Origin of the sequence: uncultured Pelagibacterium sp. (assembly GCF_963972885.1) — a bacterium.
GTDB lineage: Bacteria > Pseudomonadota > Alphaproteobacteria > Rhizobiales > Devosiaceae > Pelagibacterium > Pelagibacterium nitratireducens.
In genome coordinates this window covers 1-20692 of sequence record NZ_CAXAXY010000034.1, presented here as the reverse complement: position 1 = coordinate 20692, position 20692 = coordinate 1, and the positions used below count along the sequence as shown (strand labels likewise).

Below are 20692 nucleotides of genomic sequence, written 5' to 3'. Positions count from 1 at the left end.
AGGGAACGCCCGCCCGGAGCCTTTCCGGACGGGTTCAACAAAGAAGAGGAACCATCATGATCTCGAAATCGAGACTGCTATGCACAAGCGCGGGTTTAGCCCTCGCCCTGACCGCAACACCGTTGCTGGCCCAGGACGTGACGCTGACCATCGAAAGCTGGCGCAATGACGATCTGACCATCTGGCAGAACACGCTGATCCCGGCCTTTGAAGCGGCCAATCCGGGGATCACGCTCAATTTTGCCCCCACGGCGCCGACCGAATACAATGCGGCGCTCAATGCCAAGCTCGACGCCGGCTCGGCGGGCGATCTGATCACCTGCCGTCCGTTCGACGCGTCGCTGGCGCTGTTCGAGGCGGGCTATCTGGCCCCGCTCGACGATCTCGAAGGCATCGCCAATTTCTCCGATGTCGCCAAATCGGCCTGGAACACGGACGATGGCTCGACCCCGTTCTGCGTGCCCATGGCCTCGGTGATCCACGGCTTTATCTACAATGCCGATGCGTTTGCCGAGCTGGGGCTGGAAGAGCCCACCACCGAAGAAGAGTTCTTCGCGGTTCTCGACGCCATTCAGGCCGACGGGACCTACATTCCGCTGGCCATCGGTGCTGTGGATCAGTGGGAATCGGCCTCGATGGGCTACCACAATATCGGCCCGGCCTATTGGCACGGTGAAGAGGGACGGCTGGCGCTGATTTCGGGAGACGCCAAATTCACCGACGAGGAATGGACCGAGCCATTGCGCGTTCTCGCCCGCTGGGGCGAATATGCCGGTGACGGTTATCTGGCCCAGACCTATCCGGATTCCCAGAACCTGTTTACGCTGGGCCGTGCGGCGATCTTCCCGGCCGGTTCGTGGGAAATCGCGCTGTTTGAAGAACAGGCCGATTTCGAACTGGGCGCCTTCCCGCCCCCGGTGCCGGCTGAAGGCGACACCTGCTATATCTCCGATCACAACGATATCGGGATCGGCATGAACGCTTCGACCGAACACCCCGAAGCAGCCCGCACCTTCCTCAACTGGGTGGCATCGGCCGAATTTGCCAGCCTTTACGCCAATGCGCTTCCCGGGTTCTTCGGGCTGTCGGACGAGCCTGTGACCATCGAGAACGAGTTGGCCAACGAGTTCGTCTCCTGGCGCGAGGAATGTGAATCGACGATCCGCCCGACCTACGCGATCCTGTCGCGCGGCACGCCGAACCTGGAAAACGACAACTGGCTGCATGCATCGAACGTTCTGGCCGGCACCGAAACGCCGGAAGAAGCGGCGGCTGCGATCCAGTCGGGGCTCGAGAGCTGGTACACGCCGGGCATGTTCGACTAGTCGAACCGCACCATCGATTGCAAACCGGATCGGGCGGCGCGCGTCGCCCGATCCCTTGAATTTCCGAGGGGAAAATCATCATGGCGGTGGACCAGGACACCCTACCCAAACCGGCGCGGCGCTGGCATATCGCCGTGTTTCTGGCGCCGGCCGTGCTTGTCTATACCGCCATCATGATTATCCCGCTGTTTTCGACGCTGTTCCAGTCGCTGTTCAACACCGTGGATGGCGAACGGGCCTTTGTGGGTCTGGGCAATTTCATAACGTTGTTTGGCGATCCGCGCTGGGCCTCCAGCTTCTGGAATGCGCTTGCCAACAATTTCTGGTTTTTTGTCATCCACATGGTGGTCCAGAACCCTATCGGGGTGTTGCTGGCGGCGATCCTGTCCAATCCCAATCTGCGGCTGCGGGGCTTTTACCGCACGGCGATCTTTATCCCCACCATTCTGTCCTTCGTGATCGTTGGGTTTGTCTGGAAGCTGATCCTGTCACCGCTATGGGGAATCGCGCCCAACATGCTCGACGCCATCGGGCTGCGGAGCCTGTTTTCGCCCTGGCTGGGCCAGGAAGGCGCGGCGCTGACCACGCTGGCGCTGGTCTCGGTCTGGCAGTTCGTGGGCATTCCCATGATGCTGATCTATGCGGCGCTGCTCTCGATCCCCGACGAGGTGATCGAGGCGGCCGAAATCGACGGGGTGACGGGGGCCAAGCAGTTCTTCAAGATCCAGTTGCCGCTGATCCTGCCGACCATCGGGATCATTTCGATCCTCACCTTCGTTGGCAATTTCAACGCCTTCGATCTGATTTATGTCAGCCAGGGGGCGCAGGCGGGGCCGAACGGGTCGACCGACATTTTAGGCACCCTGCTCTATCGCACCTTCTTTGGCTTCCAGCTCCAGCAGGGCGACCCCAATATGGGCTCGGCGATCGCGACGATGATGTTTTTGATCATTCTCGTGGGGGTTTCGATCTATCTGTTCGGCATCCAAACGCGGCTTAGGAGGTACCAGTTCTGATGAATACGGCCCGTGCCTCCCTGCCCCGCGCCCTTGCCGCCCATGCGGTGCTGATCGGATATACGCTGATTGCGCTGTTTCCGGTGTTCGTTGTGGTCATCAACGCCTTCAAGGACCGGCGGGCGATCTTTTCCGATCCGCTGGCCCTGCCCAACCCGGAGAGCTTTTCCCTGATCGGGTTCGAGACGGTGACGAACCAGGGCGATTTCCTGCTCTATTTCCAGAACTCGCTGATCGTGACGGTGGCGTCGCTGTTCTGCGTGTTGCTGTTTGGCGCCATGGCGGCGTTTGCGCTCTCGGAATACCGGTTCAGGGGCAATCCGCTGATGGCGCTCTATCTGGCGTTGGGCATCATGATCCCAATCCGGCTGGGGACGGTAGCGATCCTGCAGATCATGGTGGCGACCGGGCTGGTCAATACCCATACCGCGCTGATCCTGGTTTACACGGCGCAGGGGCTGCCGCTGGCGATCTTCATCCTTTCGGAATTCATGCGCACGGTTTCCGCCGATCTTAAAAATGCCGGGCGGGTGGACGGGCTATCGGAATACCGGATCTTTTTCACGCTGGTTTTGCCGCTGGTGCGGCCGGCGATGGCGACGGTGGCGGTGTTCACGATGATCCCGATCTGGAACGATCTGTGGTTTCCGCTGATCCTGGCGCCGGCCGAGGCGACAAAGACCGTGACGCTGGGGGCGCAGGTGTTCATCGGGCAGTTCGTGACCAACTGGAACGCGGTGCTGGCGGCGCTGACCCTCGCCATCATCCCGGTTCTGGTCCTCTATCTTATCTTTTCGCGGCAATTGATCCGCGGCATCACTTCGGGAGCCGTCAAATGAGCCAACCCATTAAAGTGCTCGTTGCCGGGCTGGGCAATATGGGCCGGGCACATGCCATGGCCTATCACAACCATCCCGGATACGAGATTGTCGGGGTCGTGACGCGAGCCAAGGATTCCGTTCCAGAAGGGCTGACCGGCTATCCGCACTGGAGCGATTTTTATGAGGCGCTGGGGGCGACGCGACCCGAGCTGGCCTCGATCAACACCTATTCTGACAGCCATGCGGATTATGCCGTGGCCGCGATGGAAGCGGGCGCGCATGTGTTTATCGAAAAGCCGCTGGCGACCACGGTCGCCGATGCCGAGCGGGTGGTCGAGACGGCGACGCGGCTGGGGAAAAAACTGGTGGTGGGCTACATCTTGCGCCACCACCCGTCCTGGGTGCGGCTGATCGCCGAAGCGCGGGCGCTGGGCGGGCCCTACGTCTTTCGCATGAATCTCAACCAGCAATCGGCGGGCCGGTTCTGGCGCACGCACAAGACGCTGATGGAAACCACGTCCCCGATCGTTGATTGCGGGGTGCATTATGTGGACGTGATGTGCCAGATCACCGACGCCAAACCCGTTCAGGTGCGCGGCATGGGGGTGCGGCTAACCGACGAGATTGCGCCCGAGATGTATAATTACGGGCATCTGCAGGTGATGTTCGATGACGGGTCGGTGGGCTGGTACGAGGCGGCATGGGGGCCGATGATTTCGGAAACCGCGTTTTTCGTCAAAGACATCTTAACGCCGAAAGGCTCGGTGTCGATCGTCATGGACGAGGGCGCGAAATCGTCCGATCACGAGACCCACACCAAGACCGCCCGCATCCGCATCCACCGGGCCGATCTGGGCGGCGATGGGGAATTCATCCATGAAGACGAGATGTTGTCGATGGAGGGCGAGCCGGGGCACGACGCCCTGTGCGCGCGGGAACAGGATTATGTCTATCGGGCGATTGTCGAGGATATCGATCTGGGCCGGCACATGAGCGATGCGGTGCAATCGCTGCGCATCTGCCTTGCCGCCGATGAATCGATTAGGACCGGCAAGCCGGTGGATTTGTGAAACGAGGATCAATAATGACCGCTCTCGAACTTTCCGGCATCAAGAAGACCTTCGGGTCCACCGACGTTCTGCACGGGATCGACCTTTCGGTCGATGAGGGCGAGTTCGTTATTTTCGTGGGGCCGTCGGGATGCGGGAAATCGACGCTTTTGCGGATCATTGCCGGGCTGGAAGATGCGAGCGCGGGGACGGTCAAGATCGATGGCACTGTGGTCAACACAACCCCGCCCGCCAAGCGCGGCATCGCCATGGTGTTCCAGTCCTATGCGCTCTATCCGCACCTGACGGTGAAGGGGAATATGAGCCTGGCGATGAAACAGGAGGGCGCGGCGAAATCGGAAATCGACGACCGCGTGGGCGTAGCGAGCAAAATGCTGGGGCTCGATCCGCTGCTGGAGCGGCGGCCGGCCGAATTGTCGGGCGGGCAGCGCCAGCGGGTGGCGATCGGGCGGGCCGTGGTGCGCAAGCCCAAGCTGTTCTTGTTCGACGAGCCTTTGTCCAATCTCGACGCGGCGCTGCGGGTCAACACAAGGCTCGAAATCGCGCGGCTGCATCGCGAGCTTTCGGCCACCATGGTCTATGTGACGCACGACCAGGTGGAGGCCATGACGCTGGCCGACAGGATCGTCGTGATGAATGCGGGGCGGATCGAGCAGATCGGGACGCCCATGGAGCTCTATAACAACCCGGCCAATCTGTTCGTTGCCGGGTTTATCGGCTCGCCGCAGATGAATTTCATCGACGCGGGCGCGCTGGGGGAAACTTCGGCCAAGACCATCGGCATCCGGCCCGAGCATATGAGCGTTTCACAGACATCGGGCGATCTGGGCTGCGAGGTGGTCCATATCGAACAGCTCGGCGCCGACACCAATCTTTATCTGCGCAACGAGAAGGCGGGGCTTTTGACGGCGCGGCTGTTCGGCGAGCATTATTTTGCGCCGGACTCGAAGGTGTTCGTGACGTTCGAGAAAGCCAAGCGGCATCTGTTTGATGAGGCGGGCAAGGCGGTTCGGGCCGGGGATTGAGGTGAGGACTGTGCCAACACCATTTCCGTTGGGGGTGGGGCTGCGGTTCGGATCTCCGGGTCAAGCCCGAAGATGACGAGGGGGCGAAGGTAGAGCCCCATCGCCGCTCCTGTGCATGGCGTTCCGGCACCGCCCGGCGAAGCACCATCACGCTGCCGGTTACTGGATCCCGGGACTTCGCCCGGGATGACCGTGGTGGGTGGATGAACATCTGGTTGCTGGCTGAAGCGCCTCAGAGGCCCTTTAGAAACTCGCGCGAGCGGTCGAGGCAGAGTTTGGCGGCGGCTTCGTTGTAATCGTCGAGGCTGGGGTCGAGGAAATAATGGCCGGCACCGTCATAGCGGTGCATCTGGAGATCGGCCTCGCCTTTTTGTGCCACCCAATCGGCGAAATAGTCTTCGTCATCGAACGGATCGGGGCGCGCGATGTGCACCGAAACCGGCAGACCGGGCGTGGGCGGGTCCATCCAGTCCGTGATGCCTGCAAAGAGCAGGGCTCCGGCCATTTGCGGGCGATCGGCCCAGAATTCTCCGATCAACGACGCACCGAAGGACACACCAGAGAGGACGGCTTCGGGCGGCGCTGCTTCGACCGCTGCCCGGGCGCGTTCCATTATGGCGTCGGTTCCCACTTCCTTGCGCAGGGCGAAGGCGGCATCGTAATTGTCGGCCGATTGTCCGTCGAACAGGTCCGGTAGCGTGACCGTGTGGCCATCGGCCTCGAACACGGCGGCGATTTCGCCTTCGACGGGTCGCAGGCCGAGGATGGAATGAAACAGAACGACATGGGCCATTGTGCACCTCCTTTGGTGCGGGCAGCATGTCGTTCTTATTTTGTTCTGTCAAGGCAGGGATAGCCAAGTGGAAATCGGCAGGGGCGGGAGACGAGATCAAGTCCACTTTTGCTGGACGCGCTCTAGACCTTGGCCATGAGACAGAACTGCCGGCGCTGCCGGTTACTGGTTCCCGGGTCTTCGCCCGGGATGACGCAAGGAGCGGGACATTCTATTCGCCGACGCGAACCACCACGCTGCCGCGCTTGTGTTTGCTGTCGACGCGGGCGTGAGCCTGGGCAATATCATCGAAATCGAAGGTCTGATCGATGACCACCCGGTATTCACCTTTTGCTGCCAGATCGGCGAGGAAGGCGACGTCTTCGGGGCGTTCTGCGGCCATGCCGGCGATGGGGCGCTTGCCGTCCTTTGGGCGGGCCAGCATGTCGCCGATGCCACCGGCGATGGCGAGATAACGCCCGCCGGGCTTAAGTGCTTTAAGGCAGCGTTGGAAATCGGTGGCACCGACGGTGTCGGCGATCACATCATAGGCCGACGAGACGGCGGAATAGTCGGTGGTCGCGTAATCGATGACGGTGTCGGCGCCAAGGCTTAAGACCAGATCGGCGTTGGCGGCGCTGGCGACGGCGGTGACTTTGGCGCCGAAATGTTTTGCCAGTTGCACCATGGCCGAGCCGACAGCGCCGGATGCGCCGATGACGAGGATATGTTCTCCCGGTTTTATGTCTGCCTTGCGGAGAAAATGGAGCGCCGTCGTGCCGCCGAAGCACAGGCCCGCGGCCTCATCAACCGAAAGGTTCTGCGGCTTTTTGACAATGGGTTTGCGTTCGGCAACGGCGACATATTCGGCGTGACAACGAAGCCCGGTGCCAGGGAAGGCGATGATTTCGTCGCCGATGGCGAAGCGGGAGACCTGGGGACCGACAGCGACAACGGTGCCGGCGATCTCGGTGCCGAAGATCGGCTGGCGCGGGCGGGTGATGCCGATGGCGAGACGCATGAGGGTTTTCATGCCCGCCGGCGCATCGAGGGCGCGCATGCGGGCATCGCCGGAATTGACGGTGGTGGCGATTGTCTTGATGAGGATTTCATCCTCGCGCGGTGCCGGTACCGGGCGGGACTGGATCTCGACCACTTGGGGCCCGCCATAGGCGGTGACGATGGCGGCTTTCATGGTGGTGGGGATGGTCATTTTCTGGGCTCCTCGGCCTTCCAGAAAAACACCTCGCTGATGGGCACGCCGAAGGTTTCGGCAATGCGGAAGGCCGCTTCGAGGGAGGGGGAATATTTGTTGTGTTCGATGGACGCCACGGTCTGGCGGGTCATGCCGATGCGGTCGGCCAGTTCCTGCTGGGTCATCTCGTTGTGCTCGAAACGCAGGCGGCGGATCTGGTTGGTGATCGGGGGGCGGGCCATCAGTCGAGCATCCTGAAATGGACGATCTGGATGATTTCGCGGGTCAGGGCCGAAAAGGCGAGCGCGAAAAGCATGAGGTTTATCAAGATGATCGCCGTGGCCCCGGCCGGATCGGCGGCATAAACCTCACGGGCGAAATCGGCGATGAGGCCGCTCGAAAGGATCACGGCGACCATGAGCCATTCGAGAAGGATAAGGCCGATCCTGTTGGCCCTGGCATCGATCTCGCGCTCACGTTCGTCGGGCGGGGCGTCCATGTTCTGGCGGGCGAGGATGGCGGCGGCGATATTGACCGGCAGCATGATGGCGATGGAAATGGAAAGGCACCAGACGAAAAGCCAGAAGATTGCATCGCCATCGAGCGTGCCGGACAGCGCCGCGTTGCCCACCTGCCAGAAATAGACCGTCCAGATGACCAGCGTGGTCACCACCGCAATCCATGCGTTCTTTTCCCGAAAGCTCATCACACGCCCCAATGGAAGATATTATTGGCGCTGTGTGCGATATTTTTTGCGATATGTCAATTATATTTAACATTATGACGCGCATTTTTGGCATTCATTCGTGTCAGCGGCCCGGCTGGGGCTGCTGGACTCCGGCTTTCGCCGGAGCAGCGATGGGTGCGGATAAAGCCACAATCCCGCTCACAACATCGATTCAATCTCGCGCCGGTGGGCGTGCATTTTTAAAAACACCGCGTAGTCGGTGTCATAGCGCGCCTTGCGGGAGGGGTCGGGCGTGCGGGTGACGGAGGTGTGGCGCATGGTGTGGGCGGCTGCGGTGAGGCGGGGGTAGAGGCCGGCGGCGGTGGCGGCGGCCATGGCGGTGCCAAGGATCATGGCGTCTGCGTCGGGGAGTTCGTGGACGGTGCAGCCGGTGGCATCGGCGTAGAGTTCCATCAAGAGCGGATTGCGGGTGTGGCCGCCGGTGACGTGAAGCGTATCGATGGCATAGCCGGTGGCGTTGAGGGTTTGAAGGATATGGCGCACGCCGAGCGCTATGGCGACAGCGGTGCGCCAGTAGAGCTTGCACAATCCATCGAAAGAGGAATCGAGATTCATGCCGGAAATGACCCCGAGCGCTGCGGGATTGGCGAAGGGGGAGCGGTTGCCGTGGAAATCGGGGAGGATGTGAAGGCGGGGGGCGAGGTCGGGGTCGGTTTCACGCAAGCGCTTGATGCGGTTGATGATTTCAGCATGCATGATGGGGGTGGGTGCGGCGCCCGAGGCGTGGACGCGGATGATGTAATCAAGCGCGGCGCCCGAGGCGGACTGGCCGCCCTCGGTGAGCCAGAAGCCCGGGAGGACCGCGCCATAATAAGGGCCCCACAAACCGGGGGTCGGGCGGGGGGCTTTGGCCAGCGCGGTGACGGCGCTCGAGGTGCCGGCAACGAGGCCCAGATGCCGATCAACGCCCAATGGGTCCTCGGTATAGGTGCCCAGCACGCCCAATGCACCGGCATGGGCATCGACCATTCCGGTGCCCACCACGACCGAGCGGGGCAGACCGAGCTCGCGCGCCGCTTTTGCCGTCAAAGTGCCGAGCGGAGCGCCGATGGGGGACGCCGTGCGCGGCAGGCTGGCGCGGGTGAGCAGATCGTCAAGACCGATGGCTCCGAGAAAATCGGTGGGCCACCCATCGGGCTCGTGGGCGAGGAAGCTCCATTTGCTGGTGAGGGTCGATTGGGAGCGCTCGATTGAGCCGCTCGACTTCCAGGCGAGGAAATCGGCGAGGTCGAACATGTAGCCGGTCTTTTGCCATATGGCGGGCAGGTTGCGCTTGAGCCAGAGAAGCTTGGGGATTTCCATTTCCGGGCTGAGCGCGCCGCCGGAAAATTCGAGAACATCGTGGCCGGTGGCATTGATATCGGCGGTCTCACGCATGGCGCGGTGATCGAGCCAGACGATGGTGTCCCAACCCTCTTCGCCATCGGGGCCGACGGGCAAAGAGCCCCCGTCCCTGCCCAGAACCACAAGCGAGCAGGTGGCTGCATAAGCGATGGCCCTGACCGAGAGTGGATCGGCATTGGCCGTGGCGATAGCCTCGCGGACGGCGACGCAGACGGCGGACCAGATGTTTTCCGAGCGATGTTCGGCGCGGATGGCGCCTTCGCGGCGGATATCGATGGGCGCTTCGGCGCGGCCCAAAATATCGCCTTGCGCCGTGACCACCCCGGCCCTTGCGCTGGTCGTTCCCACATCGACGGCAACCAGAAGGGCGGTCATGCAATGGCCTCTAGATACGCGAAATCTTCCTCGAGAGAGACCTTAGAGCACTGGGCAGATTGTGCAAATCGTCGATCAGGGCATCGGGGTTCAAAGCGGCCAGTTGCGGCTTTAGACCGGCGGGGCCGATATGGCTGCCGCCGGTAAAGGCGATGACGGCCATGCCCGCGGCCTTGGCGGCAGCAACGCCGGCGGGGCTGTCTTCGATGACCACGCACTCGGCGGGGGCAAAACCCATCTGCTCTGCGGCAAAAAGGAAGAGATCGGGGGCGGGCTTGCCGCGCGCGACCATGGTGGCCGAATAGATGTCGGGGGCGAACCTGTCGTAAAGCCCGGTCAGTTTGAGACTGATTTCGATGCGTTCGGAAACGCTGGAAGACGCCACGCAGGCGGGGATATCGAGCGCATCGAGGACATCGGCGATGCCGGGCATGGGCTTGAGCGCGCTTTTGTAGCGGGCATAGAGGCGATGGCGCATGTCTTCGAGCGCGGTATCGTCCATTGTGACGCCGTGATCGCCGGCAAGGGAGGCCGAGACCGTCTTGAGCGTGCGGCCGAGAAAATCGCGATAGGCGATCTCGGTGGGGATGTGAACGCCGAGCGCGGCCACGGTTTCGACAAGCACATCGATGGCGATGGGTTCGGAATCGACGAGCACCCCGTCGCAATCGAAGATGATCAGCGCCGGTCCCCTTGCTTGAGATCGGCGGGCCGGCGCAACATCCATCAAAGCTTGCCCTGAATATAGCGCGTGAGGGTGTCGCGGGCGCCAAATTCCCAGATGGTGCCGAGCGCGTTGCTGAACGCGGCGATATAATCGCGGTGTTCGGCGGCGGCGCCGAAAATGTCCTTCATCTCCAGGAAGGCTTTCGGTTCGTCCTTGGCGCGGATGGCGGCAGCCTGCAGGCGATCCCAGTTTGGATCGTTGGGCGCAATCGGCGTTCCGGAATCGGTGACGCCATAGCAATAGCGGCACCAGAAGGCCGAGACCAGCGCAAGGCCGGTGATCGAGGCGCCGGAATTGAGGCGATCCTCGACCGAGGGCAGGATGAATTTGGGTTGGCGGTTGGAGCCATCGAGGCACAGACGCTGGATGGTGTCGCCGATCCTGGGGTTGGCGAAGCGCTGGGCGCATTTGCGGCGGTAGGCGTCGAGATCGGTATCGGGCACCGGGGGCACGACGGGGATGATCTCGTCGCGGGTGAGCTTTTCGAGATAGGCGGCGACCAGCGGGTGTTCCATGGCCTCATGGACGAAATGGATGTCCATGAGGGCCGACGGGTAGGCGATGGCGGCGTGCCCGCCGTTCAGAATGCGGATCTTCATCAGCTCCCAGGGGGAGACGTCATCGACAAAGGTCACGCCGACCTTTTCGAGCGCGGGGCGGCCGGAGGGGAAATTGTCTTCGAGCACCCATTGCCTGAAGGTTTCGCAAAACACCGGCCAGGCGTCGGATATGGCGTATTCATCGGAGACCATGGCGCGTTCGCGATCCGAGGTTGCCGGGGTGATGCGATCGACCATGCCGTTGGGGAAGGCGACCGAGCGGCGGACCCAATCGGCCATTTCGCTGTCGAACAGAGCGGCAAGCCCGGCCACGGCGTTGAGCGTCACCTTGCCATTGTGGGGGATGTTGTCGCAGCACATGATGGTGAAGGGCTCAACCCCTGCCTCACGCCGGGCCTTGAGACCGGCAAGGATGATGCCGAAGACGGTTCTTGGTGCTGCGGGGTTTGCGGCGTCGGCGACGATATCGGGATGGTTGGGGTTAAAATTGCCGGCCGCGTCGAGATAATAGCCGCCCTCGGTGATGGTGAGCGAGACGATGCGGATGGCGGGATCGGCGAGTTTTGCAATGATCGCGGCCGGATCGCCCGGATCGAGGAAATCGACCATGGGCCCGGTGATGCGCGCAGTGGTGCCCGAGGCTTCCTGCTCGACCACGGTGGACAGGTAATCCTGCGCGGCGAGGATCTTTCGCATTTCGGCATCGTTGGCGCGCACGCCAGCCCCCACGATTCCCCAATCGTGGTCTTGCCCGAGATTGAAGAGGTCATCGAGATAGACGGCCTGGTGGGCGCGATGGAAATTGCCAACGCCGAAATGAACGATCCCCGCCGCGAGATTCGAGTGATCGTAGCGCGGCACGGCGACCGATCCGGGCAAGGAGGAGAGAGAGTTTGCCGCTAGTCTGACACTCATGATGCCGCTGATCCTCGAATGGTGTTCTTTGCGTTAGAGCCGTTCAGGATTTGACTGGATCAAATCCTCGGCTCTTAACCTTTGTTTTGTCGCGTGTCCGAACCGCAAAACCGTTTCCATCCCCGATCGCGTCGAGGACATGCTTTTGCTGGACACGCTCTAGAGGGCATTGCCCGACGCGTCGAACTTGTAGATGCGGCCATCCTGGGGAGCGAGGGTGACCGTTTCGCCGTGCTTGAAGGGCACATCGCCAGCCGCGCGGGCGGTCAAAGTGCCAATGCCGGCCACATCGATATGAAAGAAGGTATCGGACCCCAAATGCTCGGAAACCTTGACCGTGCCCGACCAGATGCCGCCTTCTTTGGACACGGCGAGATGTTCGGGGCGGATGCCGATGGTGTGGGCATCGAACTTTTTCGCCTCGGCGCCTTCAATGAAATTCATCTTGGGGCTGCCAATGAACCCGGCGACGAATTTGTTGGCGGGTTTTGTGTAAAGTTCGAGCGGAGAGCCGTATTGCTCGACACGGCCGGCGTGCAGAACGACGATCTTGTCGGCCATGGTCATGGCCTCGACCTGATCGTGGGTGACATAGACCATTGTGGTCTTGAGTTTCTGGTGCAGGTCGGAAATTTCGAGCCGCATGTTGACCCGCAGGGCGGCGTCGAGATTGGAAAGCGGCTCGTCGAACAGGAAGGCCTTGGGCTGGCGCACGATGGCGCGGCCGATGGCAACGCGCTGGCGCTGGCCGCCCGAGAGCTGGCGGGGCTTTCTGTCGAGATAATCGGTGAGATTGAGGATCGAGGCGGCGTTGTCGACCGCCGCGTCGATCTTTTCCTTGGGCGCCTTTTCCATCTTCAAGGGAAAGGCGATGTTGCCGCGCACGCTCATGTGGGGATAGAGCGCGTAGGACTGGAACACCATCGAGAGCTTGCGCTGGGCGGGCGCTTCCTTTGACATATCCACGCCATCGATGAGGATCTGGCCGGAGGTAACGTCCTCGAGCCCGGCGATCAGCCGCAGCAGGGTGGATTTCCCGCAGCCCGAGGGGCCGACAAAGACCACGAACTGGCCGTCCTCGATCTCGAGCGAGATGTCGGGGATGACGGTGACGCCGCCGAAGCTCTTTTGAACGTTTTTGAGTGTGATCGATCCCATATCCTTACCTCCCTACTTAACCGCGCCGAAGGTCAGGCCGCGGACCAATTGTTTCTGGCTGAACCAGCCCATGATGAGGATGGGCGCAATGGCCATCATCGATGCTGCCGAAAGCTTGGCCCAGAACAGGCCCTCGGGCGAAGAATAGGCCGCGATGAACGCGGGGAGCGGGGTTGCCTGGGTGGTGGTCAGAACGATGGTCCAGAACGATTCATTCCAGGCCAGGATGATGTTGAGCAGCATGGTCGAGGCGATGCCGGGGATGGCCATGGGGGTGAGCACATAGATCACCTCCTGACGCAGGGACGCGCCATCCATGCGGGCCGCTTCGAGGATATCGACGGGGATTTCCTTGAAGTAGGTGAACAGCATCCAGACAATGATGGGCAGATTGATGAGGGTGAGGACCAGGGTGAGCCCCAGATGGGTGTCGGTCAGGCCCGCCATGCGGAACAGCATGGTGATGGGCACAAGAACGCCGACGGCGGGCAGCATCTTGGTCGATAACATCCACATCAGGATGTCCTTGGTATGCTTTGTGGGCGAGAACGCCATGGCCCACGCGGCGGGAATGGCGATGACCAGGCCCAAAAGGGTCGAGCCGACGGCCGTGATGATCGAATTGCCCAGAAAGCGGAAATAGTTCGAGCGTTCGAGTACCGTTTCGTAATTTTCCAGCGTCCAGTTGAAGAACAGGAACTGGGGCGGGGTCGCAATGGCGGTGCCCTCGGTCTTGAAGCTGGTCAGGAACGTCCACAGGATCGGGAAAAAGATCACAAAGGCGATGAGCCAGGCAAAGACCGTGAAGCCAACTTTGCGTTGAGTTGATATCGCACGGGCCATGTTACGCCTCCAGGTTCTTGCCGACGACGCGAAGCAGGAAGATCGCGACGATATTGGCGAGGATGACGGCGACGATGCCGCCGGCCGAGGCCAGACCGAAATCATACTGGAACTGGGCCTGGAGATAGATCAGGAACGGCAGATTGGTGGTGGCGACGCCCGGCCCGCCATTGGTGGTGACGAAGATTTCGGCAAACACCGAGAGCAGGAAGATGGTCTGGATGAGCATGACCACGGTGAGCGCGCGGCTCATGTGGGGCAGGATTATGTAGAAAAACAGCGATATGGGTCCCGCGCCGTCCATGCCGGCGGCCTCGCGCTGTTCTTCATCGAGCGATTGCAGCGCGGTCAGAAGGATCAGCGTTGCAAAGGGCAGCCATTGCCAGGCAACGATGATGATGACCGAAAACAGGGGAACGTGGGCGAACCAATCGACCGGCTGGAGCCCGAAGGTTCGCGCGATCCAGGCGAAGAGCCCATTGACCGGGTGCATGAGCATGTTCTTCCACACCAGCGCGGACACCGTGGGCATGACAAAGAACGGGGCGATGACCAGAAGGCGCACGATGCCCTGCCCGAACATGGGCTGATCGAGCAACAGCGCCAGCAAGGTGCCGCCGACAAGGGTGATGGCCAGAACGCCCCCCACAAGGATCAGGGTGTTGAAAAACACCGTCCAGATGTTGGGGTTGGCGAAAAAGTAGGTGTAGTTGGCAAAGCCGGTAAACTCGGGCGCACGGAAGGCCGTGTACCACTGGAACGAGAACCAGACGGTCATCGAAAGCGGCACGATCATCCAGATCAGAAGCGCGATGACCGACGGGGCCATCATGAACCGGGCCGCTGTTTGGGTTTGAGCTGTTGCCATTGTCCTCTCCCTGACCTTGGCGCGCGATTGGGGGGATCGCGAAGTATCTGTGTCCGCTCTTTGGGGCGGGGCCGAAAGTCTCAATGCGGGCGGGTGGAGGGGCCGAAAGACTCCGGCCCCTCGAGATCAGATGCTAGCGGTAGTAACCGGCGCGATCCATTTCCATACGCGAGGTCTGCTGGGCCTGCTCAAGGGCCTGGTCGACATTGACCTGACCGGCGAGAGCCGCCGAGAAGATCTGGCCGACCGACGTGCCGATGCCCTGGAATTCGGGGATCGCCACGAACTGGCCGCCGGCATAGGGAACGTCCTGTACCGAGGAGTTGGTGGTGTTGGCCGACTGGATCGCCTCAAGGGTGATATCGGCAAACGGAGCCGCTTCGGTATAGGCCGGGTTTTCATAGAGCGAAGTGCGGGTTCCCGGGGGAACGTTGGCCCAACCCTCTTCTTCGGCCACCATTTCGAGGTAGCTTTCGGACGTCGCCCAATCGATGAACTGCTTGGCGGCATCGACATTCTGGCTCGAAGCCGGAACGGCCAGCGACCAGACCCACAGCCAGTTGCCGTGGTTGTCGAATTGCCCATTGGTCGGGAACAGCGCGTAACCGACGCTGTCTGCGACCTGGCTTTCATCGGGGTTGGAGACGAAGGACGCGGCGACGGTGGCATCCATCCACATGCCGCACTTGCCCTGCTGGAACAGTGCCAGATTTTCGTTGAACCCGTTGGACGAAGCACCCGGAGGGCCCGCGTCGGTCATCAGGTCGACGTAATAGGTGAGCGCCTCATTCCATTCGGGGCTGTCGAACTGGGGTTCCCAATCCATATCGAACCAGCGGCCGCCCATGGAATTGGCAAGAGCGGTGATGAACGCCATGTTCTCGCCCCAGCCGGCCTTGCCACGCAGGCAGATGCCGTAGATTTCATTGTCGCGGTCGGTAATGGCCCGAGCCGCTTCGCCGATGAATTCCCAGGTGGGCTCCTGAGGCATTTCCAGACCGGCCTCTTCGAACAGGTCGGTGCGGTACATGATCATGGCGCTCTCCGCATAGAACGGAGACGCGTACTGGGTGCCATCGACCGAAAGCGCCTCGCGCACGGCGGGGATCAGATCGTCGGCGTTGTAGTCGTCACCCAGATCGTCGAGCGGGGCAAGCCAGCCCTGAGCGGCCCAGATGGGGGTTTCGTATGCGCCGATGGTCATGACGTCATACTGGCCACCGCCGGTGGCGATGTCGGTCGTGACGCGCTGGCGCAGAACGTTTTCTTCCAGCGTCACCCATTCCAGATCGATACCGGTCTGTTCGGTGAAGCGGTCCGACAGACCCTGCATGCGGATCATGTCGCCATTGTTGACGGTGGCGATGGTGAGCGATTGGGCCTGCGCGCCGGCTGCCAGGGCAAACAGCGAACACGACCCGATGATGATCGAGCGTAACTTCATATGGTAATCCTCCCATATGCTCCAAGAATGAGCATTTGCTATACGCGTGGGCAATTACTCATTTTCTGCGGCATAATGTCAAGGGGCTTTTGCTCATAGCTGGGGAAATTGCTCAAGGGCAGACCTTAGCGGCCGTGTTTGTGGAGCGGTATCGCCGGGGTAGCGAGGGTGGGGAGATGGGGCCAACGAATGGGAACGCTGGGCGCGGTACGGTCAGGTCAGAAGCTGGGCGGCGGTGTCTTCGTCGGTGATCAGCCCGTTGACCAGCCCGCGAGCCACGGCGGCGCGGATGGCGGCGACCTTGTTGGGGCCGCGGGCCGCGGCGATGACCAGCGCCCGCTCACCCGAGGGCAAGGGCGCCGAGGCCACGCGTTCATTGGTCATGCCCGAGACCAGCTCGCCACCGGCATCGAAGACCCAACCGAGCATTTCGCCCACTGCCCCGGCCTTTTGCAGGGCTTTGAGTTCAGCGCGGGTGACGAACCCATCCTCATAAAGCGGAGCATTGGGTCCCAGATCGCCAACACCCACAAAGGACACGCTGGCCTGTGCGGCAAGGGCGAGATTTTTTTCGATGCCGACCTGACTGTGCAGCAATTGGCGGTCATGGGCCGTGGCGGCGATGACCGGGAGGGGCATGGGAAAGGACGGCGCCTTGACCTTGTCGGCGATGGAAAAGATCACGTTATAGAAGGCGGCCGAACCGTCGGGGGCGATATTGCCGGTCAAGGACACGATCTTGTGCTGGGGGCAGTCCATGGCCGGAAGCAGATCGACGGCGGCCTTGAGGGTGCGGCCCGTGCCGACCCCGAGAATGACCGGACTGGAGCCGGAGAGAATTTTTTCGATCTCCAGGGCCGTCGCGTCGGCAACCCCCAGGGTTGTATCGGGGTGGCCGGGATCGGAGGGGACGATTTCGGCAAGACGCAGGCCGAAACGCTCCCGAAGCCGGGCGGACAACTCGAGGCAATTGGCGATGGGGTGGTCGAGGCGGACCTTGATGAGCTTTTCGGAGATGGCAAGGGAAACCAGCCGCTGGGCGCTCTGGCGCGACACGCCGAGCTTTGCGGCGATTTCATCCTGGGTGTTGCCGGCAACGTAATAGAGCCACCCGGCGCGGGCGGCATCGTCGAGCTTGTTGCGAGTGGCTTCCGAACGCGGCGGCACGGTGTTCTCCCCCTGATCAATGGGTTAGATATACCGCATCGCCCTGCATGGAAAGGATTGAGAGACTATGGAGCCTGGCAAACCCGCCATTACCATAACCTATTGCACGCAATGCAACTGGCTGTTGCGCGCCGGCTGGATGGCCCAGGAACTGCTTTCCACTTTCGGGGTGGAACTGGCCGGGGTGACGCTGGTGCCGGGAACAGGCGGGACCTTTGAAATTGCCGGCGGAGACACGCTGATCTGGGAGCGCAAGCGCGACGGGGGATTTCCCGACGTCAAGACGCTGAAACAGAGGGTGCGCGATTTGATCGACCCGGGCCGCGATCTGGGCCATATTGACCGCTGATCCGCTGGTTTGCTCGCGATGACGTTCTCTCGCAAAGCCTTGCCCACCCTAAAGCCCAATTGGGGAAAACATTTCCCCGGCGCGCGGTTCAAGGCAATGCAATAGAACCCATATTGGATGGGACAGTTTTTGATCCATTCGCCCAATCTTCGGGCACGGATAAGGAGAAAAGCACATGGCTATTCTGATTGGCGATACGGCCCCCGATTTCACCGCGCAGACGACGGAAGGGGAAATCCGGTTTCACGATTATATCGATGGAAGCTGGGCGGTGCTGTTTTCGCACCCCAAGAATTACACCCCGGTCTGCACGACCGAGCTCGGGTATACCGCCAAGCTCAAACCCGAATTCGAAAAGCGCGGCGTCAAGGTGCTGGGGCTTTCGGTCGACAAGATCGAAGACCACGAAGGCTGGGCCAGAGACATCGAGGAAACCCAGGGCACTGCGCTCAACTTTCCGCTGATTGCCGACGATGGCACGATCGCCCGCCAGTACGACATGATCCACCCCAATGCCGACAACACGCTGACGGTGCGTTCGGTCTTTGTTGTGGGGCCGGACAAGAAGGTCAAGCTCAAGCTCGAATATCCCGCTTCGACGGGCCGGAATTTCGATGAAATCCTGCGGGTGATCGACAGCCTGCAACTGACCGCCAGCCATCAGGTGGCAACGCCGGTCAACTGGAAGAACGGCGAAGACGTCATCATCGTCCCGGCCGTCACCAACGAGCAGGCAAAGGAAAAATTCCCCGAGGGCTGGAACGAGGTCAAACCCTATCTGCGCATCGTCAAACAGCCGGGCGCCTGATTTTCAGGTCTCAGATTGGATATCGGAAAGGGCCCTTATCGGCCCTTTTCTTTTGGCCGAGATCAATACGCAATATCGGCCTGGGAGAGCCGGTTTTCCTCCTGGCGGCGCAGCGCTGACAGGCTCTGGTCGGCGGACCGCACACGCAGTTCGAGCACGCGGCGTTCGGTCTGCAGTATGGTCAGTTCCCGCGTCAGCGCCGCAACCTGTTCGGGCGTGGGATCGCCGCGGCGGAGTTCGGCCAGCTTGGCGTCGATTTCGCTATCGAGACTGTTGAGTTCGGCCTCGAGATTGAACACCTCCCTGCCCGCTGCATGAACACGGGCAAAGGCGACGCCCAGTTCGCCTTCGCAAACGCCGAAATAGCGCTCGCCCGACCGTCCCTTCCGCTCGGCATTGCTCAGGCGGCAATAGACCCTCAGGCCCTCGGCACGACCGGTCTGGTAAAGCGCATTGTCAACAGAAATGCCGTATTCGGAGCAGGCCTCGGCATGGCTCGATATACGATCGGCCGGGCGGCCATCGGCGCCATCGTTAAATCCGATGGCGCGCCAATCGCCCGCCTCGCATTGTTCCCGGGACAGGGTCGCGCATGATGCGAGAAGCAGAGCAGCGAAAAGCGCAGCACAGACGAGCAGCAGACGCGACATTGATTTAAGTCCCCCAATAAAATCAGGCCAGACCATAGAGCGGGCCGTGCAGACTTGACAACCCGACGAAGCAGCGGAAACGCCAATGCTCTTCGCGCCGCGTGATTTTGGCGGACCTGTCTGGCGCTGCCGCTCTCAACCCCGATTGCCAGGGGAATTGCGATGTCGCTAGAACTGGTCGATGCTGACCATGCGCCGGCGTGAACGGGAGCGTCCCAAAAGCGCCAGCACCAAACCCACCGCGCCAATCACGGCCCAGCCGGGCCAGGCCAGCAATGTGGTGAGCGTGGGCTCCCAGAGCAGGGGATGCACATTGTCCTGAACGGCCAGTTGCACCGATTCCAGCGTGCCGGGAAACAGACTGGCGATCGTTGCCGCCAGGGGCGTCGCCGTAAAGGCATTTGCGGCCAGCATAGCGGTTCCATCGGCAACCAGAAGCACGACCGAAAGGGCCAGAAAGGCCGCAGCCAATATTCTCAGTACAGCACGCATGACACTCGTCCCTGCCTTGTCCGGTCCGGCTCCATTTGCTGGGCTTTTCATCATTCCGCAAGGCTTTATTAACAATAGCACGAGGGGCCGGGCAAAGGGCAATCGGAATCTCCAATCGTGCTTAACCCGCCTTGGGTGCAACGCATCGGCGGGCCAAATGATCCGGCCAAAGAAAAGTTTTGCAGCCTTTTTTGCCTCACGCCCCTTGGCAGGGACCGCAAAGCCGGATAATCGGGCACCCACGCGGAGAGATGGCCGAGTGGTCGAAGGCGCACGCCTGGAAAGTGTGTAGGCGGGGAACCGTCTCGAGGGTTCGAATCCCTCTCTCTCCGCCACTTACCTTTGGTATGGCATTGATTTTGTTGAAGCGTCGAGCGCGTCGTCGCCTTGCCCCCCTAAAAATCACCCTAAACTTATTCACGTTGAGGCATGTTCGGGAAACGACGATCCGATAATTAGCCTTGATGTGCTGCAATCGGCTAAACGCCCCGCTCCGCCGTCGACTGGGCGATGAGCCGCTCAGAAGCTCGCGCCGGGCGATTTCCAGCATCAAAAGGCGCTGTTCATCTACTTCTCCAACGATGAGCTGGAACGCCCTCGCCGGCCACTTGTCAAATGCACTGGCAAATCTCTAACAAAAAGCCCGGCTCACCGACCAGGCTTGGCCGTTCTCATTGGTCGCCTTTTTCAGGCGGTGGCTTTGCAGTGCGCTTGAGCTGCGCGTGAAAACGATCGGGCGCGCTGTCCGTCTCTAGTTCTTTGGCAAGGTTGCGGAATTTGTCAGGTTGGCGCTGGTGCTTTTCAGCTATAGCGTCCATTTTCCTTCGCGTTCCGCCCTCTAGATTCGATTTCGGCAATTCGGACATATGAATCACCCTCGGCAAAGGTTGTTATATTTTTGCGATGAAACGAGCCACATGGGCGACGAATTCATGGCCGTCGGAGGCATCGCCATCAACATGGCCATGAATAGCCCCGAGTTTCGTGGACACCCTCGGGTTAGTTTTCCTGCTGTCGTTC

General features: G+C 61.1%; 22 protein-coding genes and 1 tRNA gene. 8 read left to right on the top strand and 15 right to left on the bottom strand.

Annotation, left to right across the window (positions count from 1 at the left end):
• Positions 1 to 56 precede the first annotated feature (56 nt).
• From AACZ55_RS07815 to AACZ55_RS07795, 5 genes are all read left to right on the top strand, one after another.
• Positions 57 to 1325: an ABC transporter substrate-binding protein gene (locus AACZ55_RS07815; RefSeq protein ID WP_339644895.1), complete on the top strand. Its 1269-nt coding sequence runs from the start codon at positions 57 to 59 to the stop codon at positions 1323 to 1325.
• Between the two features lie 80 nt (positions 1326 to 1405).
• Positions 1406 to 2341, top strand: a complete 936-nt coding sequence (locus AACZ55_RS07810; protein WP_338608049.1) for a sugar ABC transporter permease — start codon at positions 1406 to 1408, stop codon at positions 2339 to 2341.
• The gene (locus AACZ55_RS07805) at positions 2341 to 3180 is read left to right on the top strand and encodes a carbohydrate ABC transporter permease (RefSeq protein ID WP_338608050.1); all 840 of its coding nucleotides are present in this window, start codon (positions 2341 to 2343) and stop codon (positions 3178 to 3180) included. Before AACZ55_RS07810 ends, AACZ55_RS07805 begins: the two co-directional genes overlap by 1 nt.
• Positions 3177 to 4232 (top strand): Gfo/Idh/MocA family oxidoreductase, encoded by a 1056-nt coding sequence (locus tag AACZ55_RS07800; protein ID WP_339644890.1) that lies wholly within the window; start codon positions 3177 to 3179, stop codon positions 4230 to 4232. Before AACZ55_RS07805 ends, AACZ55_RS07800 begins: the two co-directional genes overlap by 4 nt.
• A gap of 14 nt (positions 4233 to 4246) precedes the next feature.
• A complete protein-coding gene (locus AACZ55_RS07795; protein ID WP_339644887.1) occupies positions 4247 to 5257 on the top strand; it encodes an ABC transporter ATP-binding protein in 1011 nt (336 codons plus the stop codon).
• Between the two features lie 232 nt (positions 5258 to 5489).
• Here the strand turns inward: AACZ55_RS07795 and AACZ55_RS07790 are convergent, their stop codons facing one another.
• The 12 genes from AACZ55_RS07790 to AACZ55_RS07735 form a co-directional block, all read right to left on the bottom strand.
• Positions 5490 to 6050: a dienelactone hydrolase family protein gene (locus tag AACZ55_RS07790; protein ID WP_339644884.1), complete on the bottom strand. Its 561-nt coding sequence runs from the start codon at positions 6048 to 6050 to the stop codon at positions 5490 to 5492.
• A gap of 211 nt (positions 6051 to 6261) precedes the next feature.
• Positions 6262 to 7242 carry an NAD(P)-dependent alcohol dehydrogenase gene (locus tag AACZ55_RS07785; RefSeq protein WP_339644881.1) on the bottom strand — a complete coding sequence of 327 codons (981 nt, stop codon included), beginning with the start codon at positions 7240 to 7242 and terminating at the stop codon, positions 6262 to 6264.
• Positions 7239 to 7466 carry a helix-turn-helix transcriptional regulator gene (locus tag AACZ55_RS07780; RefSeq protein WP_339644879.1) on the bottom strand — a complete coding sequence of 76 codons (228 nt, stop codon included), beginning with the start codon at positions 7464 to 7466 and terminating at the stop codon, positions 7239 to 7241. Before AACZ55_RS07780 ends, AACZ55_RS07785 begins: the two co-directional genes overlap by 4 nt.
• On the bottom strand, positions 7466 to 7930 hold the full coding sequence (locus tag AACZ55_RS07775) for a hypothetical protein (protein WP_339644877.1): 465 nt from the start codon (positions 7928 to 7930) through the stop codon (positions 7466 to 7468). The genes AACZ55_RS07780 and AACZ55_RS07775 overlap by 1 nt, the downstream gene beginning before the upstream one ends.
• A gap of 180 nt (positions 7931 to 8110) precedes the next feature.
• Positions 8111 to 9691: an FGGY-family carbohydrate kinase gene (locus AACZ55_RS07770; protein ID WP_339644874.1), complete on the bottom strand. Its 1581-nt coding sequence runs from the start codon at positions 9689 to 9691 to the stop codon at positions 8111 to 8113.
• Between the two features lie 10 nt (positions 9692 to 9701).
• The gene (locus AACZ55_RS07765) at positions 9702 to 10418 is read right to left on the bottom strand and encodes an HAD family hydrolase (RefSeq protein WP_339644871.1); all 717 of its coding nucleotides are present in this window, start codon (positions 10416 to 10418) and stop codon (positions 9702 to 9704) included.
• Positions 10418 to 11893, bottom strand: a complete 1476-nt coding sequence (locus tag AACZ55_RS07760; protein WP_339644868.1) for a mannitol dehydrogenase family protein — start codon at positions 11891 to 11893, stop codon at positions 10418 to 10420. Before AACZ55_RS07760 ends, AACZ55_RS07765 begins: the two co-directional genes overlap by 1 nt.
• Positions 11894 to 12052: 159 nt before the next feature.
• Positions 12053 to 13051 (bottom strand): ABC transporter ATP-binding protein, encoded by a 999-nt coding sequence (locus AACZ55_RS07755; protein ID WP_338608060.1) that lies wholly within the window; start codon positions 13049 to 13051, stop codon positions 12053 to 12055.
• 12 nt (positions 13052 to 13063) lie between these two features.
• Complete coding sequence (locus AACZ55_RS07750) at positions 13064 to 13894, bottom strand: carbohydrate ABC transporter permease (protein WP_339644864.1); 831 nt, start codon at positions 13892 to 13894, stop codon at positions 13064 to 13066.
• 1 nt (position 13895) lies between these two features.
• Positions 13896 to 14762, bottom strand: a complete 867-nt coding sequence (locus tag AACZ55_RS07745; RefSeq protein WP_338608062.1) for a sugar ABC transporter permease — start codon at positions 14760 to 14762, stop codon at positions 13896 to 13898.
• A gap of 133 nt (positions 14763 to 14895) precedes the next feature.
• The gene (locus AACZ55_RS07740) at positions 14896 to 16206 is read right to left on the bottom strand and encodes a sugar ABC transporter substrate-binding protein (protein WP_339644862.1); all 1311 of its coding nucleotides are present in this window, start codon (positions 16204 to 16206) and stop codon (positions 14896 to 14898) included.
• Between the two features lie 213 nt (positions 16207 to 16419).
• Complete coding sequence (locus tag AACZ55_RS07735) at positions 16420 to 17373, bottom strand: sugar-binding transcriptional regulator (RefSeq protein ID WP_338608064.1); 954 nt, start codon at positions 17371 to 17373, stop codon at positions 16420 to 16422.
• 67 nt (positions 17374 to 17440) lie between these two features.
• Here AACZ55_RS07735 and AACZ55_RS07730 point away from each other — a divergent pair, with 67 nt between their 5' ends.
• The gene (locus AACZ55_RS07730; protein ID WP_339644859.1) at positions 17441 to 17722 is read left to right on the top strand and encodes a SelT/SelW/SelH family protein; all 282 of its coding nucleotides are present in this window, start codon (positions 17441 to 17443) and stop codon (positions 17720 to 17722) included.
• 175 nt (positions 17723 to 17897) lie between these two features.
• Entirely contained in the window at positions 17898 to 18530 is a 633-nt protein-coding gene (locus tag AACZ55_RS07725; RefSeq protein WP_338608066.1) for a peroxiredoxin, read from the top strand.
• A gap of 62 nt (positions 18531 to 18592) precedes the next feature.
• Here the strand turns inward: AACZ55_RS07725 and AACZ55_RS07720 are convergent, their stop codons facing one another.
• Complete coding sequence (locus tag AACZ55_RS07720) at positions 18593 to 19180, bottom strand: DUF2799 domain-containing protein (protein ID WP_339644857.1); 588 nt, start codon at positions 19178 to 19180, stop codon at positions 18593 to 18595.
• Positions 19181 to 19348: 168 nt separating this feature from the next.
• Entirely contained in the window at positions 19349 to 19672 is a 324-nt protein-coding gene (locus AACZ55_RS07715; RefSeq protein WP_338608068.1) for a hypothetical protein, read from the bottom strand.
• Between the two features lie 245 nt (positions 19673 to 19917).
• On the opposite strand from AACZ55_RS07715, the gene AACZ55_RS07710 reads away from it, so the two are divergent.
• A tRNA-Ser gene (locus AACZ55_RS07710) sits at positions 19918 to 20007 on the top strand.
• A 336-nt stretch (positions 20008 to 20343) separates the two neighbouring features.
• Here the strand turns inward: AACZ55_RS07710 and AACZ55_RS07705 are convergent.
• Positions 20344 to 20538, bottom strand: a complete 195-nt coding sequence (locus AACZ55_RS07705) for a hypothetical protein (RefSeq protein WP_339644854.1) — start codon at positions 20536 to 20538, stop codon at positions 20344 to 20346.
• Between the last annotated feature and the right edge of the window lie 154 nt (positions 20539 to 20692).

What these genes read in the sequence shown, in the direction of transcription:
- AACZ55_RS07770 (WP_339644874.1), bottom strand. Translation starts at nt 9,691, where the DNA reads ATGACCGCCCTTCTGGTTGCCGTCGATGTGGGAACGACCAGCGCAAGG.
- AACZ55_RS07790 (WP_339644884.1), bottom strand. Translation starts at nt 6,050, where the DNA reads ATGGCCCATGTCGTTCTGTTTCATTCCATCCTCGGCCTGCGACCCGTC.
- AACZ55_RS07755 (WP_338608060.1), bottom strand. Translation starts at nt 13,051, where the DNA reads ATGGGATCGATCACACTCAAAAACGTTCAAAAGAGCTTCGGCGGCGTC.
- AACZ55_RS07815 (WP_339644895.1), top strand. Translation starts at nt 57, where the DNA reads ATGATCTCGAAATCGAGACTGCTATGCACAAGCGCGGGTTTAGCCCTC.
- AACZ55_RS07800 (WP_339644890.1), top strand. Translation starts at nt 3,177, where the DNA reads ATGAGCCAACCCATTAAAGTGCTCGTTGCCGGGCTGGGCAATATGGGC.
- AACZ55_RS07760 (WP_339644868.1), bottom strand. Translation starts at nt 11,893, where the DNA reads ATGAGTGTCAGACTAGCGGCAAACTCTCTCTCCTCCTTGCCCGGATCG.
- AACZ55_RS07740 (WP_339644862.1), bottom strand. Translation starts at nt 16,206, where the DNA reads ATGAAGTTACGCTCGATCATCATCGGGTCGTGTTCGCTGTTTGCCCTG.
- AACZ55_RS07765 (WP_339644871.1), bottom strand. Translation starts at nt 10,418, where the DNA reads ATGGATGTTGCGCCGGCCCGCCGATCTCAAGCAAGGGGACCGGCGCTG.
- AACZ55_RS07725 (WP_338608066.1), top strand. Translation starts at nt 17,898, where the DNA reads ATGGCTATTCTGATTGGCGATACGGCCCCCGATTTCACCGCGCAGACG.
- AACZ55_RS07730 (WP_339644859.1), top strand. Translation starts at nt 17,441, where the DNA reads ATGGAGCCTGGCAAACCCGCCATTACCATAACCTATTGCACGCAATGC.
- AACZ55_RS07810 (WP_338608049.1), top strand. Translation starts at nt 1,406, where the DNA reads ATGGCGGTGGACCAGGACACCCTACCCAAACCGGCGCGGCGCTGGCAT.
- AACZ55_RS07750 (WP_339644864.1), bottom strand. Translation starts at nt 13,894, where the DNA reads ATGGCCCGTGCGATATCAACTCAACGCAAAGTTGGCTTCACGGTCTTT.
- AACZ55_RS07745 (WP_338608062.1), bottom strand. Translation starts at nt 14,762, where the DNA reads ATGGCAACAGCTCAAACCCAAACAGCGGCCCGGTTCATGATGGCCCCG.
- AACZ55_RS07780 (WP_339644879.1), bottom strand. Translation starts at nt 7,466, where the DNA reads ATGGCCCGCCCCCCGATCACCAACCAGATCCGCCGCCTGCGTTTCGAG.
- AACZ55_RS07720 (WP_339644857.1), bottom strand. Translation starts at nt 19,180, where the DNA reads ATGTCGCGTCTGCTGCTCGTCTGTGCTGCGCTTTTCGCTGCTCTGCTT.
- AACZ55_RS07715 (WP_338608068.1), bottom strand. Translation starts at nt 19,672, where the DNA reads ATGCGTGCTGTACTGAGAATATTGGCTGCGGCCTTTCTGGCCCTTTCG.
- AACZ55_RS07775 (WP_339644877.1), bottom strand. Translation starts at nt 7,930, where the DNA reads ATGAGCTTTCGGGAAAAGAACGCATGGATTGCGGTGGTGACCACGCTG.
- AACZ55_RS07805 (WP_338608050.1), top strand. Translation starts at nt 2,341, where the DNA reads ATGAATACGGCCCGTGCCTCCCTGCCCCGCGCCCTTGCCGCCCATGCG.
- AACZ55_RS07785 (WP_339644881.1), bottom strand. Translation starts at nt 7,242, where the DNA reads ATGACCATCCCCACCACCATGAAAGCCGCCATCGTCACCGCCTATGGC.
- AACZ55_RS07795 (WP_339644887.1), top strand. Translation starts at nt 4,247, where the DNA reads ATGACCGCTCTCGAACTTTCCGGCATCAAGAAGACCTTCGGGTCCACC.
- AACZ55_RS07705 (WP_339644854.1), bottom strand. Translation starts at nt 20,538, where the DNA reads ATGTCCGAATTGCCGAAATCGAATCTAGAGGGCGGAACGCGAAGGAAA.